We start from the raw sequence: 18,063 nt of genomic DNA, 5'->3' as shown, positions 1-18,063 counted from the left end.
GCTCGGCACGGGTCCGCCTGGGCCGTTTCCTGAGGGGGCGGCGTGAGGCGGCATGGGTTCGGGGTTCGGTTTCGGATACTGAACCCAGTTCCAAGGGAGCGGCCTCCCCTCGGGTGGCCGCGACGGGCGGGTCGGGGCGATCGATCCTGCTTGGACGCGCAGAACCACGTCCGCGCCCGGAACGTCGCCGAGGGCGCCGACGGAGCCGCGGTCGGCTCCGCCTACCTCACCCCGAACCGAAGGCGCCCCCGCCGTCCGCGTCGCCAACGCGGGCTTCGTGGCCGACCCCGACCACGTGGGCCGCGGCCTCGGCTGCGCCCTCGCCGACATGTCCTGACCGAGGTCGGGGCCACGGGCTACCGGGGCATGGTGTTCGGCGCCGTCGTCGGCCTGGCCGAACCGTCATCTTCGCTGCCACCACTCGCTTCGACGTGACGTGACCGGGATCTCGATGCAGCTTGGGGGCTCCCTCCTTACTCTGGTCACGCTTGTCGTCGAGGGTGAGACCGGCGGACTGTCAGCAAACTCAGCGAGCGGTCAGCGCAAATCCCACGATGAGTGGCCGGCGTCAGCCGGAGGCCGAGCCGTTGCAGGCGACTGTGGCAAGCCGACCCGATGCGCGCACCCGTACACGTGAGGAGGTCGGCTACGGCAAACCGCGTGGTCGACGTCCTGCGGGTCGAGTGCCAAGGCGAGCTCACCGAAGGCCCGCGCGCCCCGTCCCGCTGCTCGGCGCACACCGCCCCGACTGCTGCCGCATCTCGATCACCACCCGCGCCCACGGCCCCTCGCGCTGAAGAACGGCTCGGTCGCGCGCGGCTCGCCGTCCTTCCCGCCGAGGGAGGAACCACCGCCGACAACCGCTCGCCCCATCGCCGAAACGGCATCGCCACCGCAGCACCCTGGCTGGGCTGAAGCCTCGTATCGGCGACAGCCGCGTATGTGTGGCGGCACCCGACGCGGCCGGGAGGGTACTTTGCCGCTCGAGGACGGCGCGACGCTCCCCGTCGCCGAAGTCGTCACCCACCCTGGTGCCCGGTGCCTGATCCGTCACCTTCCGCCGCCACGGCAGCCCGCACCCGCTGGTCCTCGCGAGCAGAGCCGACGTCCCGTTCCAGGGGCGTGCGGCTCACGGCCGTCGCGAGCTCTTCCAAGGCCCGTTTTTGCAGTCCCGCCTCGCGCCGCACGACCGGGCTTCGGTCCCCGGCGGCGCCCTCCCACGCGTGGAACGCCTCGTCCACGTGCCCCCAGTCCGGATTCCTGTGCTCGCGCAGGTCGACTGCCGCCTGCTCGGTGTCGGCCTCCAGGGCCTCGGCGAACCGCTCCGCCTCGGGCGCGAAACGGCTGTCCGCCCGCGGGACGTGGCTCTCCATGAGCATCGCCGCCCGGCCGAACCGCTTGAGCGCCTCCTCTGCCTCCTGCGCCTCGCGCAACGTCAGACCCCTGGGGCGGACCGGTTCCTGCCTTGCCCGGTCGTACGCCTCCTGCCAGGCGGCACGTGCCTCCCTGCTCGCCAGCAGTGCCCTGCGCATGTCGGCGTGATGCTCCCGGGTCGGTTCGGCGTAGTCGCGGAGCACCGCGGCCGCGTAGCGGCCGTTGGCGGCGAGCCAGTCCGCGAGCCGGCCCGGCAGCCGGGGCGTCTCCCACGCGGGGAACACCACGTAGGCCAGCATTGCCAGGGCCCCGCCGAGCAGGGTGAGCACCACGCGCTCCGGGACCGTCTGCTCCCATGCCTGGCCGCCCATGCCGAGCAGGAAGACGACGTACGCGGCGGTGAAGCACTGGGAGTAGGCGTAGCCGGTACGGATCAGCGTGTACGACAGGCCCGCCGAGACCACCGCCAGCGCGCCGAACACATGGGCGTCCGGGCCCAGGGCTCGCACCATCCCGGTGGCGAGCGCGACCCCCGCAAGGGTCCCGGCGAGACGGGCCACCGCGCGCGCGTACGTCCGGTGGAAGTCCGGCCGCATCACCATCACCGACGCGATGGGCGCCCAGTAGCCGTGGCCCAGGGGAAGCCGGGCGGCGATCAGATAGCCGAGCGTGGCCACCGCCGCCAGGCGGACGGCGTGCCGGAACACGGGCGAGTCCCGCCGGAGTTCACGGCGGACCGCCCGGACGACGACCGGGACCAGCCGGAGCATGGTCGGGCGTACCAGGAACTGGGTGCCCGCGGGGCCGGGCGGCGTGGGCGTCCTCCCGCGCGCGCCGCCGCAGCGCGCGATCTCCAACGCCTCGCCGAGCAGTTCCACGAGCCGCTCGGCGGCCTGCCGCGCGGGGCCCTCCAGCACCTCGTGCTCCTCGTCGACGCGCAGGACGTCCGTGCTCCCGGGCCGCACCTCGGCGGGAGTGCCGCGCCGGATCGAACGGGCGGCCGCATCGAGGACGTCGGCGGCCGCGTCGAGCAACTCCCGCGCGCGGTCCCGCCCGGGTCCCTCCGCCGGGGCGCCGACGTCCGGGTCGGCGAGTGCGGCGACGACCGGCCGAATGCGCTCGGCGAGTCCCCGGGGGCCGTGGAGGACGGGGGGACGGGTTCGGGCCTGTGACGGCGTCACGGCGGCCGCGTCCCGGGCGGTCATCAGCGGGTCCGGGTCGAACGGTGCGGTCGGGTCGTGCCGCAACCGGCGGGCGTAGTCCGCCACGGCGGCCAGGGCGTCGGCGAGCGCGTCACGATGGGCTCCCCAACGCCGGATCGGGAACAGCAGGATCAGCACGGCCTGCGTCACGCCCCCGAGTGCGATGACCCCTGCGTGCTCCAGGGCTCGCCCGACGCTCGTGGGCAGGGTGACGGTCACCAGCATGCTGCCGACCGTCGTCGCCGCGACGATCCCGGCGGTCGATCCGACGGCCCACGCCATTCCCGCGGCAAAGGCCCATACGGCCAGCAGCGGGAGGAACGTCACGAGTCGTCCCGCGGCCAGGTAGCCCACGAAGGTGCTGAGCGCCAGACCCGCGCCCGCGCCGAGCGCGATCACCTTGCGTGGACGCCAGGTGCGCTGGAAGGTGGCCCCACCCGCGGAGTAGGCGCCGAGGGCGGCGGACGCGGCATACGCAGGGGAGACCAGCCACAGCGTCGGCCCGACGACGATCGCCACCCCAGCGGCCGTGCGCAGCGCGAGCAGGGGCTCCAGCCGCGTCTCCTCGATCGTGAGCCCGGATCGCACGACCTCCCCGAAGGCCCGCAGCCACGTCACGGGTGTGAGCCTGGCCAGACCGCTGCTTTCATGATGACTTCCTCGGTGTCGCGGCATGACCGCGGCACGGCGGTGATGGAGACGGCGTACAGAGCCAGACTCCCGGGAGTTGGTGCGACGGGGTCCGTGGCTCCGGCATGCCTCTGCGGGCCGCTCACCCGATTCAGGTGAAACGGTGGTGCCGCCGCCGGCTTGCCAGGCGGAGCTTCGGCGCTCCGGCAGCGTGCCGGCCGGGTCCCCGCAGGCCCACGACGCGAAACGACCACGCACCGATCGATCAGCGGAATCCTCGTACGCGGACGACCACCGACCACCAACGCATCTCCGGCGCGGGTCACCAGCTAGTCGCTGTCGTCGTCCTGGAGCATGTGGCGGCGGTCCTGTTCGCGCTTGGAGTAGGCGGCTGCCCGGATCGCCTCGTCGCTCTCCAAGCCCGACCCCAGCGCCCCGCCCACCGTGGCGACCGAAGCGACGAACCAGGACAACGTCCAGTATGCCGTGGCGTTGAGCGGGGTCCGTGTCGTGGAGGCGAACACTTGGCCGTTGAGGATGAACAGGGCCCACACCAAGTTGATGACGATCAAACCCAAGTAGCAGACGAGCACCCCGATACCCACGGTCATGACCGTCGAGGTGTTGTAGAGCCTCGCCCTCTGCCTCGCCTCCGGCGAGAGCTCTGTTGATCGATGCCACAGTTGCCCGTCTACGATCAGCCAGCCGATCATGAGCCCGACAGACCCGACCGTGGCGATCACGAGGCGTGGCGCGCTCAGGGCCTCGGCCAGGCTCCAGGTGGTGGAGTTCACGGTGGCGACGGCTCCCGTGGCGAGTGCGGCCGCCAGGGCTTTCGACAGGCCCGGCACCAAGCGCCACGGCCGGTTGGCGCGGACCATACCGAAGAGCACCCTCAGGTAGCCGCGCGGCCCGCTGACGACGTACCGAAGATCAGCGGTCTCCTCCGCACCGACCTGGCTCGGGTGAATAGGCGCGAAACGACTGACAAAGGGAGCCAGCAACGGCTCACTCTGCGGAGGTCCCTCCACCCCGGAGGCTCGCGGACGCGCCAAACTGAGCACGGCTTCTTCCACAACCCGCCGGGCCCTCGTCTGCAGCCGCAAGCCGCCCAGCGTAGGAAGAGACAGCAGTGCCAAGCCGTGTTCGTGACTGAGATCCACCACGATCTTGCGCCCCTGTGAGTGCAGCGGAAGGTCGGTGAGGGCCACGACGATGTCCCAACTCTCCGCACTTCCCCGGTCCATGATCCGGCGCATCAGAGTGGGCAGATCCTCGGTCCCTGCGGTGAAGGGCTCACTGACCACCTCGACGTCGAACCGTCGCCCCTGGACAGACTTGTCGGCGAGCCGAGCAGGAAGTATCCGGGCGATGCGCTGCGCGACCTCCGTGGGCGCGTCCGGATCCGCCAGGAGAGCCACGACCGTAACGCCCTGAGACGACACCCGCATGACTCCTTCTCGTCGGCTGCCCCCGCGATCGCCCGTTCCCACAGGATGCCCCCCGAGGCATCGCCGACGCCGTGTGACGCGCTGGCTCTGACCGTGCGCCGCACGACCTCCGCCCAGGAGGCGCCGACGTCCCGACAGTACCCGGTGGACCGGTTACCGAACTCGCTCACGGCAGGCGAAGGCCCCGACTGGTTCGGGGGATCCCCAGCCGGGGCCGATCGAGAGTGGGCGCGAAGGGCGGTCGCCTCGCGGCGGAGGCTCCATGAGGCTTCAGCCGAACGATCGTCCTCATGAGCAAAAGGTGAGGCCCGGGGACACTGTTCCCTTCACGCCCACATTTGCTTCAACGGTGAAGCGCCCTCGAATGTTCCCTGGCTGCGGCTCATACCGGGCTTGGCCGGACGCTCGTGTGAGCGGGCCGGCCCGGTGACGGCTCCTGTCGCGCGGTTCCCGGCGCGATCAGGTAGTCAGGAACGGTGGACAAGGACGCGACCGACCCCTTCGTGCATGTCCGGGGCGCCGGTGAGAACAACCTGCGGAACATCGACGTCGACGTTCCGCGGGACGCGATGGTCGCCTTCACCGGCGTCTCCGGTTCGGGCAAGTCCTCGCTCGCGTTCGGCACGCTCTACGCGGAGGCTCAGCGGCGCTACTTCGAGTCCGTGGCACCGTACGCCCGAAGGCTGTTGCAACAGGTCGGCGCACCGCACGTGCAGGAGATCACCGGACTGCCACCGGCCGTGGCCCTGCAGCAGCGACGCGGGTCGCCCAGCTCGCGCTCGACGGTCGGCACCATCACCACGCTGTCCAATCTGCTGCGCATGCTGTACTCCCGGGCCGGCACCTATCCGCCCCGGGCCGCACGGCTGGAGGCCGAGTCGTTCTCACCCAACACCGCGGCCGGCGCCTGCCCGGAGTGCCACGGACTGGGCGTCGTGCACGACGTCGCCGAGGACCTGCTCGTCCCGGACCCCTCGCTGAGCATCCGCGAGGGGGCGATCGCCGCCTGGCCGGGCGCCTGGCAGGGCGCCAACCTGCGCAGTGTCGTGAGCGGCCTGGGGATCGACATCGACCGACCGTGGCGCAGGCTCAGGAAGAAGGACCGGGACTGGCTGCTGTACACGGACGAGCAGCCCTCCGTGTACGTCGAGCCGGAGGAGGACCGCGTCGACTACGGCTACCAGGGCACGTTCTGGAGCGCCCGCAAGCACGTCATGCACGTCCTCGCCGACTCCAAGAGCGAGAAGATGCGCGAACGGGCGCTCCGGTTCGTCAGGAGTGTGCCCTGCCCCGAGTGCCACGGCAGCGGACTGCGGCCCGAGGCGCTCGCCGTGACCTTCGCCGGACGGTCCATCGCCGAGATCAACGCCATGCCGCTCACCGAGGTCGTGGCGCTGCTGCGGCCCGTCGCGGGGCGGTCCGAGGCCGACGCCACCACGTCGACCGCCCGATCCGGGGAGACGACCGAGGTCGCGGTCCGGATCTGCGGCGATCTGGTCGCGCGGGTCGAGGTACTGCTCGACCTGGGCCTCGGATATCTCAGCCTCGGGCGCCGCTCGACGACCCTGTCGCCCGGCGAGGCACAGCGCCTGCGGATCGCCACCCAGCTGCGCTCGGGGCTGTTCGGCGTCGTCTACGTCCTCGACGAACCCTCCGCGGGCCTGCACCCGGCCGACGCGGAACCGCTGCTGGACGTGCTGGACCGCCTCAAGGCGGCGGGCAACTCGCTGTTCGTCGTGGAGCACGACATGGACGTCGTCCGGCGGGCGGACTGGGTGGTCGACATCGGCCCCGGCGCGGGTGAGGGCGGCGGACGCGTGCTGTACAGCGGCCCGGTCGCCGGTCTCGAGCGGGTCGGGGAGTCGGCCACGAGCCGGTACCTGTTCGGGCGCGCCCAGCCGCTCGATCACCGCCCGCGCAGACCGCACGGCTGGCTGCACCTGAGCGGCGTCTCCCGCCACAATCTGCACGACGTGTCCGTCGCCGTACCGCTCTGCGTACTGACGGCGGTGACGGGCGTGTCCGGTTCCGGGAAGTCGACGCTGGTGACGCAGGTGCTCGCCGAGGTCGTCCGCGGCCACCTCGGAGTCGTACTCGAGGAGCCCGACGAGGCGCAGTTGGAGGTCGACGTCCAGGACGCGTCGGGGGTCGAGTCGTTCGACCGGCTGGTCCTGGTCGACCAACGGCCCATCGGCCGGACTCCCCGGTCCAACCTGGCCACGTACACGGGGATGTTCGACGCGGTGCGCAAGCTGTACGCGGCGACGGACGAGGCCAGGGCTCGCGGCTACTCGGCCGGGCGGTTCTCCTTCAACGTGCCCGAAGGGCGGTGCGAGACCTGCCAGGGCGAAGGATTCGTCGCGGTGGAACTGCTGTTCCTGCCCGGCACCTACGCGCCGTGCCCGACCTGCCAGGGCGCCCGGTACAACGCCGAAACACTGGAAGTCACCCACCGCGGCAAGAACATCGCGGAAGTGCTGGGGCTGTCCGTCGACGCCGCCGCCGAGTTCCTGTCCGCCGTCCCGGCAGCCTCCCGCAGTCTGGAGACGTTGCGCGAGGTGGGACTGGGGTACCTGCGGCTGGGGCAGCCCGCGACGGAACTCAGCGGTGGTGAGGCGCAACGCATCAAACTGGCCACCGAACTGCAGCGAGCCCGCCGCGGGCACGCGCTCTACCTGCTCGACGAGCCGACGGCGGGGCTGCACCCCTCGGACATCGCGCTGCTGCTGCGACAGCTGCACCGGCTCGTCGACGCCGGCAACACGGTCGTCCTCGTCGAGCACGACCTGGACACGATCGCCACCGCCGACTGGGTCATCGACCTCGGGCCGGGCGGCGGCGACGCGGGCGGGCGGGTGGTCGTGGCGGGCCCGCCGGCCAAGGTGGCGAGAGCCCGCCGCAGCGCCACCGCGCCCTATCTCGCGGCCCGGCTCGCGCGCTCCTGACGACGGCGCGAGGGGCTGAGCACCGGTCAGCCGGGTTCGGTTCGCAGGGGCGCGCGCGTCGCCCCGCTGCGTTCCGGCTTGTGGCGGATATCGCTCGCGAGGTCTCCCGTCTGGGCCCGTTCCACGACGAGTTCGGCGACGTGGCGGCGCGGCAGACCGTGGAGTCGACGCTCACGTCCCACGTGATCGCACCCTTCGCGTCGGCCAGAGACTGGAGCCGGGTGAGGACCCGGTGCCAGGTTCCGTTCCGCTGCCATCAAAGGGGCAGGTCGTAGACCCGGCCCCATGGCTCGTACTCGACGGGCGTGTCCCGCGACGGAACACCGGCACGGACCCGGTCGTCGATCAACTGCCGCCGAGGCCGGACAGGCGCCCGCCCCTCCTTGGCCCCCTTCGGCGACAACGGCTCCCGCACCGCGCACTGCTCGCCCGCGGACCGGGGACTGCGAGGCCCGGCCGAAGGCGTCCCGAGCGCATGTCTGCGCGCGGTCAGTGAAAGCTGCCACATGCACCGGGGCGCGACTGCTACAGCAGCCGGTCGAACACGGCGGTCACGCCCTCCCAGTGACTGGTCTGCGGGTTCTTGACATCCGGATACATGGTCTTGAACGTCTCGGCGAGGGCGACGCTGAGACCGCCGATGATCTCGGGGTAGCGCTCCTCGGCCTCCTGGGTGGGTGCCCTGTCGAGAGGAGGGTGCGCGGCGAGCTGTTCCAGGATCGGCTTCAGCTCGACCTCCTCGTCGAGTCGCCGGAACCGGTGGATGCTCTCCTGGAGGCCCTTGGTGATCGGTAGGTCCCACGGTTCGACGGTATCCCTGCCGTTGGCCTTGGCCGACGCCTGGCCGACGACCAGGAGGTCGTAGAGCTTGGCGTCGACGAAGTCGCCGTACCGCTTCAGGTCGTTCCTGTCCATGTCGAGGCTTGCGGCGGCGCGGAAGAACCTCTCGAACTTCGACACACCCATCACGGTCATGCCTCTCGCCTCCTCACCGGGAACGGACGGCGTCGTTCGCTCCCGCCCGCGCCGCCATCGGCTGTTACCCGCTCAAGATTCGCAGAGCCCCCTGCTGAGCGCCTCCGCACCCCAGGCCGAAAAAGGGCGCCCCCACTTCCCCTGGCAGAGCAGCATGAGGCGTCCGAACTGGCGGTGCCCTGCGGACGTGAGCCGGCGTGAGCGTGCGGAACTGGTGCGCCCGGGCAGCATCTTCTCCTGCTGACGCCGGGCCGGGTCCTCGCCCGGGTACCCGGTGCCCTGCCCGAGCGCCGCGATCTACCCACCGGAAGCGAGCGCGATCGTTCTGGCCGATTCCGCAGACATCTCGGGCCCCCGTCCGCCGCGGATCCGCGTCACGCCCACCCGTACCGAGTGCCCGGGTCCGCGCCTCCCGGACAACCGGTGTCGCATGAGCCGCGGGGAGGCCAGTCGCGCAGAAGTTCTAGCGAGGCATCAGCCGGGGCCGCCCAGCACGATCTTCCACACCCGGGTCGCCACCTGGAGGTTCAGCCGGTCCTCGACGTTCGCGAGGTCGTTGCCGCTGATGTCGCGGATGCGCTGGAGCCGATAGCGCAGCGTGCTGCGGTGGATCGCGAGGGATTCCGCGGTCTCGTCGTAGTTGCCGCCGCAGTCGAAGTACCGGGACAGGGTCTCCACCATGGCCGTGTGGTGCCGGGAGTCGTAGTCGATGAGCTGCCCGAGCCACTCCTGGACGAACGTCTCCAGTTCCCGGTAATCATTGCCGGGTCCCAGGATGCGGTAGAGGCCGAGCTCGTCGAAGAACGTCGTGCCGTAGCGCTCGCGGGAGTGGCGGCGCACTTCCATGGCGCGTTGTGCCTCCTGGTAGCCGTGGGGTATGTCGTCCAGGGAGTCGCAAGGGGCGCTCACCCCGATCGTCCCGGACCGTGTCCCGGTCTCCCGGGCGAGCGCCTCGTACAACGCGCGGGCGTGCGGCCTGTCGTCGGCGACCAGGACCACATGGTCGGAACGGCGGGTCAGCAGCGAGCGCATGCCCACGGCAGAGGCCGCCCGTCCCACGGTCTGCGCGAAGGAGTCGTCCGCAGTCCGGTTCGGCCACTGCACCACGACGATGTAGTGGCTGCGGTGCAGGTCGTGTCCGACTGCCCCGGACCGGGCGTAGGCGCTCGCCTCGTCCGTCCCCGCCAGGAGGTCGTCGACCAGCTCGCGGTGCAGCCTCAGCTCCACTTCGGCCAGATCGCGCAGGTGTGTCAGCCCCGGGGCGAGCGACGCGGCGGCGTGTTCCAGCGCGAGCACGGTGTGCTCGTCGGCCTCGTCCCGGGCATCGACCACGGCCAGGACGCCCAGGATCTCTCCGTGTGGGCGGACCAGGGTGATCAGCCGGTCCTTTATCCGCACCGGCCCGGCCTGACGGGCGACGGCGTGCAGCATTTCGTCCCGGCGCACGGGGTCCGGCTCGGGATAGGGGTCGGGGCGGCCGGGGCCGGTCCAGGACCTGAGCCGACCGAAGCGGTCCTCGACCAGCGCGGGGAGTCCGGTGAGCCTGTGCAGTGCGCGGGTGATGGCTTCCTCGCCGCCGCTGGAGGCGGCGACCTCGGCCATCAGCGCGTGAACGGCCCGCTGGTACCCCAGCTCCGCCACGACGGAGATCAGCTGCCCCTGGAGGGCTGTGCGTTCGTCCCTCAGCCGGTGCAGTTCCAGCGCGTCCTCGCGTCGGCGGCGGTGTGCGGAGGCGACTGACAGTGCAGCAGCGGTGTGCCGGACGATCGTGGCGAGCAGGGATCGCTCGGCCTCGGATGGCTGGGAGCGGCACGTCACCACGATGTAGCCGTGGAGTCCCTCAAGTCCGCGTATCCCCAGGGCGCGGCCCCAGGGCCTGCCGGGTACGGTCACGGGGCCGTCCCGCCCGGCCAGCTCCCGCACCCTCCGGCCCATGGCCGAGGCATGCGTCTGCCCGTTCCTCGGGCTGGGGATCAGGTCGCCGCCCACCTTGAGGTATCCGGTCTCGGCGCGGAATGGCCCCGCGGCGGCCATGTGGTCCATGGCCAGTCGCAGGATCTCGCCTTCGTCCAAGGTGTCGAACAGGGCGCGGGGGAGCACCGTCAGGTCGCGAAGAGCATGGTCGGCCGGGGTGCGAGCGGGTGGGCGGGGCCGTGCGCGCGCGGCCGTACGGTGCCACCGAGCGCTGCCCCGCGGAAGGCTGCTCGCCCGGTCGGAGCGGTGGTGGTACAGGCTGTTCGTCCGACTGCCGGCCATGGGATCACTCCGTTCTCCATGAGCCTTCAGGGAGGCGAGCGTGTCGCGTACCCGCTCCCGGCGGGCCTACCCGAGATGTTCCGGTTCATTCCCTCGTACTCGTGGGGCGACCGGACCCGCGCAATCCTGACTCCCCAGGCGCAGGCGTGGAGCCACCCGGTTCGCCACCCTGGAGTGCTCGAGACCCTCCGTGCGCACCGGTGCGAAACCGGCGGAGGCCCCACCTGAATCCGGAAAGTCGGCGTCGCAGGCGCCGAACCGGGAGGAGTTCCCCATGGCCAAGGCAGTGGGCATCGACCTGGGCACCACCAACTCGGTGATCGCCGTGTGGGAGGGCGGCGAGCCGTCCGTCGTGCCCAACAGCGAGGGCAACCGCACGACGCCGTCCGTGGTGGCCTTCACCGACACCGGGGAACGCCTGGTGGGCCAGCTGGCCCGGCGCCAGGCGATCCTCAACCCCAAGGGCACCATCTACTCGGCCAAGCGGTTCATCGGCCGGCACTTCGACGAGATCTCCGACGAGGCCAGGGCGGTGGCGTACGACGTCGTCGAGGGCGACGGCGGGGCCGCTCGCTTCAAGGTGCGCGACAAGTTGTACGCGCCTGAGGAGATCAGCGCACAGGTGCTGCGCAAACTCGCCGATGACGCCTCCAAGCAACTGGGGGAGCGGGTCACGGAGGCGGTCATCACGGTGCCCGCCTACTTCAACGACGCTCAGCGCACCGCCACCAAGGACGCCGGACGGATCGCCGGACTGGAGGTGCTGCGGATCATCAACGAGCCGACGGCGGCCGCCCTCGCCTACGGCATGGACAAGAAGGAGCACGAGACCGTCCTCGTCTTCGACCTGGGCGGCGGCACCTTCGACGTGAGCATCCTCGACGTCGGCGACGGCGTGGTGGAGGTTCGCTCCACCGCCGGTGACAGCCACCTGGGCGGCGACGACTTCGACCGGCGTCTGGTGGATCACCTCGCGGACGACTTCCAGAAGGAGAACGGCATCGACCTGCGCAAGGACCCGCAGGCGCTGCAACGACTGTTCGAGGCGGCGGAGAAGGCCAAGACCGAGCTCAGTTCGGTGACGCAGACGCAGGTCAGCCTGCCGTTCGTCACCGCCGACGCCACGGGCCCCAAGCACCTCACCGACTCGATCATGCGGTCCACGTTCGAGCAGATCACCGGCGACCTGGTGGAGCGCTGCCTGGGACCGGTGCAGCAGGCGATGGCCGACGCGAAGGTCGGCGAGAGCGACATCGACGAGGTCATCCTCGTCGGCGGTTCCACCCGCATCCCCGCAGTCCAGACCCTGGTCCGCCGGCTGACCGGCGGCAAGGAACCCAACATGAGCGTCAACCCCGACGAGGTCGTGGCCCTGGGCGCCGCGATCCAGGCCGGGGTGCTCAAGGGCGAGGTCAAGGACGTCCTGCTGCTCGACGTCACCCCCTTGTCGCTGGGCGTGGAGACGCGCGGCGGAGTGATGACGAAGATCATCGAACGGAACACCACCATCCCGGTGCGCCGCAGCGAGACCTTCTCCACCGCCGAGGACAACCAGCCGGCCGTCGATGTGGTGGTCCTCCAGGGCGAGCGCGAGCGGGCCGCCGACAACCGGGTGCTGGGCCGGTTCCAGCTCACCGACATCCGCCAGGCGCCGCGGGGCGAACCGCAGGTCGAGGTCACCTTCGACATCGACGCCAACGGCATCCTCAACGTCAAGGCCCGCGACCGGGACACCGGCAAGGAACAGGGCATCACCATCAGCGAGAGCTCCAACCTGGACCGCAGCGAGGTCGAACGCATGGTCCAGGAGGCCGAGAGCAACCGGGGCCAGGACCAGGCACTCCGCGAGGCCGTCGACGCCCGCAACGAACTCGACGCCGTCGCGTACCAGGTCGAGAAGCGTCTCGCCGAACTGGGCGACGCGGCGCCCGCGCACGAGAAGGCACGCGCGGAGATGCTCGTGTCCGACGCCCGGGCGGCGGTCAAGGACGAGGCGGGCGTGGAGCGCGTACGGCCCCTGACCTCCGAACTCCAGCAGGTGCTCGCCGGGCTGGCGGCCCATCAGGGCGCCGGCGCCCCGGGCGGCGGTCCCGGCCAGGACGCCGCCACCGGCGGTCCCACGAGCGGCGGTGGCGGTGACGATGATGTCATCGACGCCGAGTTCGACAAGGGCTGAGGCGCGCCATGCCCACCCACCCCCAGGAACCCGGCCGGGCCGCGTCGGATCCGGTCGTACCGGTCCCGGAAGGCGTCGCACCTCCTCCTCGCGGGGATCTGCCCCAACCGGGCCCGCCCCGGCCCGAAGGGGCGCACGGCGAACCGGGACCCGACGCCGCCGGTCCCGCGCGTGCCGAGGACGAGTACACGACCGCGATCGAGGAACTGCAGGACCGCTGGCGGCGCGCACTCGCCGACCTCGACAACCTTCGCAAGCGGCATGCCAGGGAACTGGAGCGGGAACGGGCGGTCGAGCGGTCCCGCACGGCGGCCGCCTTCCTGCCCGTCCTCGACAACCTCGAACTCGCCCTGACCCACGCGGGCGCCGATCCGGGCGCGATCGTGGAGGGCGTCCGGGCCGTACGCGACCAGGCGGTGAACGTCCTCGAACTGCTCGGCTACCCGCGGCACGCGGAGACCGGCGTCGCGTTCGACCCGGCCAGGCACGAGGTGGTCGGCGTCGTCCAGGACCCCGACGCCCCACCGGGCACGGTCGTCGAGGTGCTGCGCCCCGGCTACGGGGACGGCGAGCGGCAGCTCAGGCCCGCCGCAGTGACCGTCGCGAAGCGGGAGTGACCGGTCATGGCGCGGGACTTCTACGAGGTGCTCGGCGTGTCGCGGACCGCGAGCCAGGACGAGATCCAGCAGGCATATCGCAAACTCGCCCGCAGGCACCACCCCGACGTCAACAAGGACCCCGGGGCGGAGGAGCGTTTCAAGGACCTCAACGAGGCGTACAGCGTCCTGTCCGATCCCAAGACCCGAGCCCGCTACGACCGCTTCGGCGAGGATTTCCGCAAGATCCCGGAGGATTTCGACGAACGGGTCGCGGCGGGAGCGGGCGGCGGCTTCCGCGGTCGGGGGACCGCAGGCGGGGGCGGTCCTCGCGTCCGGTACGCCACCGGCTTCGGCGACGACTTCGGTGCGGAGGGCATCGACATCGAGGACCTGTTCGGCTCCATGTTCGGGGCCGGCGCCGCCCGGGGCGGCGTTCCCGGAGCGGACCAGGAGGCCGAGCTGCCGCTCACCGTCGAGGAGGCGTACCGGGGCGGCCGTCGCACCGTCACGCTCGCCGGTCCCACCGGGCAGCCGCGGCGGTACGAGGTCGACGTGCCGCCGGGCGTCACCGACGGGCAGCGCATCCGGCTGGCGGGCGAGGGCGGGCGGGGCAGTGGTGACGCCGCCGCGGGCGACCTGTACCTGCGGGTGCGCATCCAGCCCCACCCCCGGTTCCGGCTGGACGGCCGCGATGTGCACGTACAAGTCCCGGTCACCCCCTGGGAGGCGGCCCTGGGTGCGACCGTGCCGGTGCCCACCCCCGGCGGCGGCACGGCCAAGGTCACGGTGCCCGCGGGCTCGTCCAGCGGCCGGCGGCTGCGGCTGCGCGGCGAGGGCATGCCGAACCCGAGAGGCGCGAACGGCGACCTGTACGCCGAACTCCGCGTCATGGTGCCGCCCACCCTCGGCGAGCGGGAGCGCGAACTGTTCGAGGAGCTCGCCGCCACCTCCTCGTACGACCCCAGGAGGACGTGATGAACGACCGACCCGCGGGAGCGGCAGGCATCGGCGGGGCCGGCGTGGGCGCCCGTCCGGCGCGGACGGGTGCCGACCGCACCGCCCCGACGGCTGTCCGGTACGCGCTCGTCCCCGTCCCCAGGCTCTCCCTGACCGCCGTGGCCCTTCGCTCGGGCCTCCACCCCGATCTCATCCGCCGGTTCGTCGCCCTCGGCCTGATCGACGCCGAACGCGACGCCTCCGGAGGGCTGGTGTTCGACCCCACGGCCCCGGCGGTCCTCGCCCGCATCCAGCGGCTGCGCACCGGCCTCTGCCTCAACTACGCATCCATCGGCCTGGTGCTCGACCTGCTCGACCGCATCAGCCTGCTCGAAGCCGCCCTGCGCGGCCGCGGCACGAGGAGTGAAACACCCCCATGGACATGAACCGTCTCACCCAGAAGTCCCAGGAAGCCCTCCAGGAGGCCCAGACCGCGGCCGTCGGCATGGGGCACACCGAGGTCGACGGGGAACACCTGCTGCTCGCACTTCTCGATCAGGAGGACGGTCTGATCCCTCGGTTGCTGCAACAGGCCGGCACCGAGCCGAAGGAACTGAGCGCGGCCCTGCGCGAGGAACTCTTCCGCCGCCCGAAGGTCACGGGCCCCGGCGCGGCACCCGGCCAGGTCTTCGTCACCCAGCGCCTCGCCCGGCTGCTCGACGCCGCCGAACGGGAGGCCAAACGCCTCAAGGACGAGTACGTGTCCGTGGAGCACCTCCTGCTAGCCCTGGCTGAGGAGAGCTCTTCGACCGCCGCCGGGCGACTGCTCAAACAGGCCGGCATCACCAGGGACTCGTTCCTGAGCGCGCTCACCCAGGTCCGGGGCAACCAGCGCGTCACCTCCGCCAACCCCGAAGTGGCCTACGAGGCGCTGGAGAAGTACGGCCGCGACCTGGTCCTCGAGGCCCGGTCCGGGCGACTGGACCCGGTCATCGGCCGGGACGCGGAGATCCGCCGCGTCACCCAGATCCTCAGCCGCAAGACCAAGAACAACCCCGTCCTCATCGGTGACCCCGGCGTCGGCAAGACCGCCATCGTCGAGGGGCTGGCCCAGCGCATCGTCCGCGGCGACGTCCCCGAGGGCCTCCGCGACAAGACCGTGTTCGCCCTCGACATGGGCTCCCTGGTCGCCGGCGCCAAGTACCGCGGCGAGTTCGAGGAACGCCTCAAGGCCGTACTGTCCGAGGTGAAGGCCGCCGAGGGACGGATCCTGCTGTTCGTCGACGAGTTGCACACGGTCGTCGGCGCGGGCGCCGCCGAAGGGGCCATGGACGCGGGCAACATGCTCAAGCCGATGCTCGCCCGGGGCGAACTCCACATGATCGGCGCCACCACCCTCGACGAGTACCGCAAGCACATCGAGAAGGACGCCGCCCTCGAACGCCGCTTCCAGCAGGTCCTGGTCGACGAGCCGAGCGTGGAGGACACCATCTCCATCCTGCGCGGACTGCGCGAACGCCTGGAGGTCTTCCACGGCGTGAAGATCCAGGACACCGCGCTGGTCTCCGCGGCCACCCTCAGCCACCGCTACATCACCGACCGGTTCCTGCCCGACAAGGCCATCGACCTCGTCGACGAGGCCTGTGCCCGGCTGCGTACCGAGATCGACTCGATGCCCGCCGAACTCGACGAGATCACCCGCCGCGTCACCCGCCTGGAGATCGAGGAAGCGGCCCTGTCCAAGGAGAGCGACCCCGCCAGCAAAGCCCGCCTGGAGGAGCTGCGCAGGGAACTGGCCGACCTGCGCGGCGAGGCCGACGCCAAGCACGCCCAGTGGGAGGCCGAACGGCAGGCGATCCGCCGCGTGCAGGAGCTGCGCCAGGAACTGGAGCAGGTCCGCCACGAGGCGGAGGAGGCCGAACGCGCCTACGACCTCAACCGCGCCGCCGAACTCCGCTACGGCCGGCTCCAGGACCTGGAGCGCCGACTCGCCGCGGAGGAGGAGCAACTGGCCGCCAAACAAGGGCAGAACCGGCTGCTGCGCGAGGTCGTCACCGAGGAGGAGATCGCCGAGATCGTCGCCGCCTGGACCGGCATCCCCGTCGCCCGCCTCCAGGAGGGCGAACGCGAGAAACTGCTGCGCCTCGACGAGATCCTGCGCGAGCGCGTCATCGGCCAGGACGAAGCCGTCAAACTCGTCACCGACGCCATCATCCGTGCCCGCTCCGGCATCCGGGACCCTCGCCGCCCCATCGGCTCGTTCATCTTCCTCGGCCCCACCGGCGTCGGGAAGACCGAGCTGGCCAAGACCGTCGCCCGGACTCTGTTCGACTCCGAGGAGAACATGGTCCGCCTCGACATGAGCGAGTACCAGGAGCGGCACACCGTCAGCCGGCTCATGGGCGCACCGCCCGGATACGTCGGCTACGAGGAAGGCGGCCAGCTCACCGAGGCGGTACGCCGCAAGCCGTACTCGGTCGTGCTGTTCGACGAGATCGAGAAGGCGCACACCGATGTCTTCAACACCCTGCTGCAGATCCTCGACGACGGCCGCATCACCGATGCTCAGGGCCGCACCGTCGACTTCCGCAACACCGTGATCATCATGACGTCCAACATCGGCTCCGAGTACCTCCTCGACGGCGCCACCGCCGAAGGTGAGATCAAGCCCGACGCCCGCGCCCTGGTGATGGGCGAGCTGCGCGGGCACTTCCGCCCGGAGTTCCTCAACCGCGTCGACGACATCGTGCTGTTCAAGCCGCTCGGCGAGCGGCAGATCGAGCGGATCGTGGAGCTGCAGTTCGACGAACTGCGGCAGCGGCTCGCCGAACGCCGCATCACCGTCGAACTCACCGCCGCTGCGCGGGAAGTGATCGCTCACCAGGGCTACGACCCGGTGTACGGGGCCCGGCCACTGCGCCGCTACATCTCCCACGAGGTCGAGACACTGGTCGGACGCGCCCTGCTGCGCGGCGACGTCCAGGACGGCGCGACGGTCCGCGTCGACGCCGAACACGGAGAGCTGGTGGTCACCTACGACCAGCCCGGGGACGTGAAGGGAGCGCGGGCGGCATGAGCACGATGCAGGCGACGACCGTCAGTTGTCCCAACTGCGGGCGCACCAACCGGGTGCCCGTGGCCGCGGAGGGCCGCCCGAAGTGCGGCCACTGCAAGCAGCCCCTGCCGTGGATGGTGGACGCGGGCGACGACGACTTCACCGAGGTCGCCGAGCGGGCCGACGTCCCCGTCGTGGTCGACCTGTGGGCCACCTGGTGCGGCCCCTGCCGCATGGTCAGCCCCGCGCTGGAGAAGGTCGCCACCGATCTCGCCGGCCGAATCAAACTGGTCAAGGTCGACGTCGACAAGAACCCACGGCTGTCGCAGCGTTTCGAGGTCCAGGCGGTACCGACACTGCTCGTCCTCGACCAGGGCGAGACGGTCGCCCGGCAGGCGGGGGCGGCGCCGGCCCCCGCTCTGCGCCAGTGGGTGGAACAGTCGATCACGGCCCGGGAAGGGTGA

The 18,063-nt window shown here is 71.3% G+C and carries 12 protein-coding genes; 7 read left to right on the top strand and 5 right to left on the bottom strand.

What is annotated here, in order from left to right; translation table 11 throughout:
* Positions 1 to 1,019 precede the first annotated feature (1,019 nt).
* Together ACQF4J_RS08700 and ACQF4J_RS08695 are read right to left on the bottom strand one after the other, a co-directional pair.
* Positions 1,020 to 3,194 carry an FUSC family protein gene (locus tag ACQF4J_RS08700; protein ID WP_351578587.1) on the bottom strand — a complete coding sequence of 725 codons (2,175 nt, stop codon included), beginning with the start codon at positions 3,192 to 3,194 and terminating at the stop codon, positions 1,020 to 1,022.
* A gap of 341 nt (positions 3,195 to 3,535) precedes the next feature.
* Positions 3,536 to 4,657 (bottom strand): hypothetical protein, encoded by a 1,122-nt coding sequence (locus ACQF4J_RS08695; protein ID WP_351578590.1) that lies wholly within the window; start codon positions 4,655 to 4,657, stop codon positions 3,536 to 3,538.
* A 476-nt stretch (positions 4,658 to 5,133) separates the two neighbouring features.
* Here ACQF4J_RS08695 and uvrA point away from each other — a divergent pair, with 476 nt between their 5' ends.
* The gene (gene uvrA / locus ACQF4J_RS08690; RefSeq protein WP_427165408.1) at positions 5,134 to 7,602 is read left to right on the top strand and encodes an excinuclease ABC subunit UvrA; all 2,469 of its coding nucleotides are present in this window, start codon (positions 5,134 to 5,136) and stop codon (positions 7,600 to 7,602) included.
* 26 nt (positions 7,603 to 7,628) lie between these two features.
* Here the strand turns inward: uvrA and ACQF4J_RS08685 are convergent, their stop codons facing one another.
* From ACQF4J_RS08685 to ACQF4J_RS08675, 3 genes are all read right to left on the bottom strand, one after another.
* Positions 7,629 to 7,784 carry a hypothetical protein gene (locus tag ACQF4J_RS08685; protein ID WP_427165407.1) on the bottom strand — a complete coding sequence of 52 codons (156 nt, stop codon included), beginning with the start codon at positions 7,782 to 7,784 and terminating at the stop codon, positions 7,629 to 7,631.
* A gap of 343 nt (positions 7,785 to 8,127) precedes the next feature.
* Positions 8,128 to 8,577, bottom strand: a complete 450-nt coding sequence (locus tag ACQF4J_RS08680; protein WP_351578599.1) for a DUF1931 family protein — start codon at positions 8,575 to 8,577, stop codon at positions 8,128 to 8,130.
* Between the two features lie 474 nt (positions 8,578 to 9,051).
* Positions 9,052 to 10,833 carry a PucR family transcriptional regulator gene (locus tag ACQF4J_RS08675; protein ID WP_427165406.1) on the bottom strand — a complete coding sequence of 594 codons (1,782 nt, stop codon included), beginning with the start codon at positions 10,831 to 10,833 and terminating at the stop codon, positions 9,052 to 9,054.
* A 274-nt stretch (positions 10,834 to 11,107) separates the two neighbouring features.
* Here ACQF4J_RS08675 and dnaK point away from each other — a divergent pair, with 274 nt between their 5' ends.
* The 6 genes from dnaK to trxA are packed head-to-tail and all read left to right on the top strand — an operon-like array spanning position 11,108 to position 18,063.
* On the top strand, positions 11,108 to 13,009 hold the full coding sequence (gene dnaK, locus ACQF4J_RS08670) for a molecular chaperone DnaK (protein WP_351578605.1): 1,902 nt from the start codon (positions 11,108 to 11,110) through the stop codon (positions 13,007 to 13,009).
* A gap of 8 nt (positions 13,010 to 13,017) precedes the next feature.
* Positions 13,018 to 13,626 (top strand): nucleotide exchange factor GrpE, encoded by a 609-nt coding sequence (gene grpE, locus ACQF4J_RS08665; RefSeq protein ID WP_351803914.1) that lies wholly within the window; start codon positions 13,018 to 13,020, stop codon positions 13,624 to 13,626.
* A gap of 6 nt (positions 13,627 to 13,632) precedes the next feature.
* Positions 13,633 to 14,583 carry a J domain-containing protein gene (locus ACQF4J_RS08660; protein ID WP_351803917.1) on the top strand — a complete coding sequence of 317 codons (951 nt, stop codon included), beginning with the start codon at positions 13,633 to 13,635 and terminating at the stop codon, positions 14,581 to 14,583.
* Positions 14,583 to 14,990: a chaperone modulator CbpM gene (locus ACQF4J_RS08655; protein ID WP_351578614.1), complete on the top strand. Its 408-nt coding sequence runs from the start codon at positions 14,583 to 14,585 to the stop codon at positions 14,988 to 14,990. Before ACQF4J_RS08660 ends, ACQF4J_RS08655 begins: the two co-directional genes overlap by 1 nt.
* A complete protein-coding gene (gene clpB, locus ACQF4J_RS08650) occupies positions 14,981 to 17,620 on the top strand; it encodes an ATP-dependent chaperone ClpB (protein WP_351578617.1) in 2,640 nt (879 codons plus the stop codon). The genes ACQF4J_RS08655 and clpB overlap by 10 nt, the downstream gene beginning before the upstream one ends.
* Entirely contained in the window at positions 17,617 to 18,063 is a 447-nt protein-coding gene (gene trxA, locus ACQF4J_RS08645; RefSeq protein ID WP_351578620.1) for a thioredoxin, read from the top strand. The genes clpB and trxA overlap by 4 nt, the downstream gene beginning before the upstream one ends.

The organism is Streptomyces sp. C1-1 (assembly GCF_050214755.1).
Lineage (GTDB): Bacteria > Actinomycetota > Actinomycetes > Streptomycetales > Streptomycetaceae > Streptomyces.
This window is presented reverse-complemented; position numbering and strand designations above follow the sequence as displayed.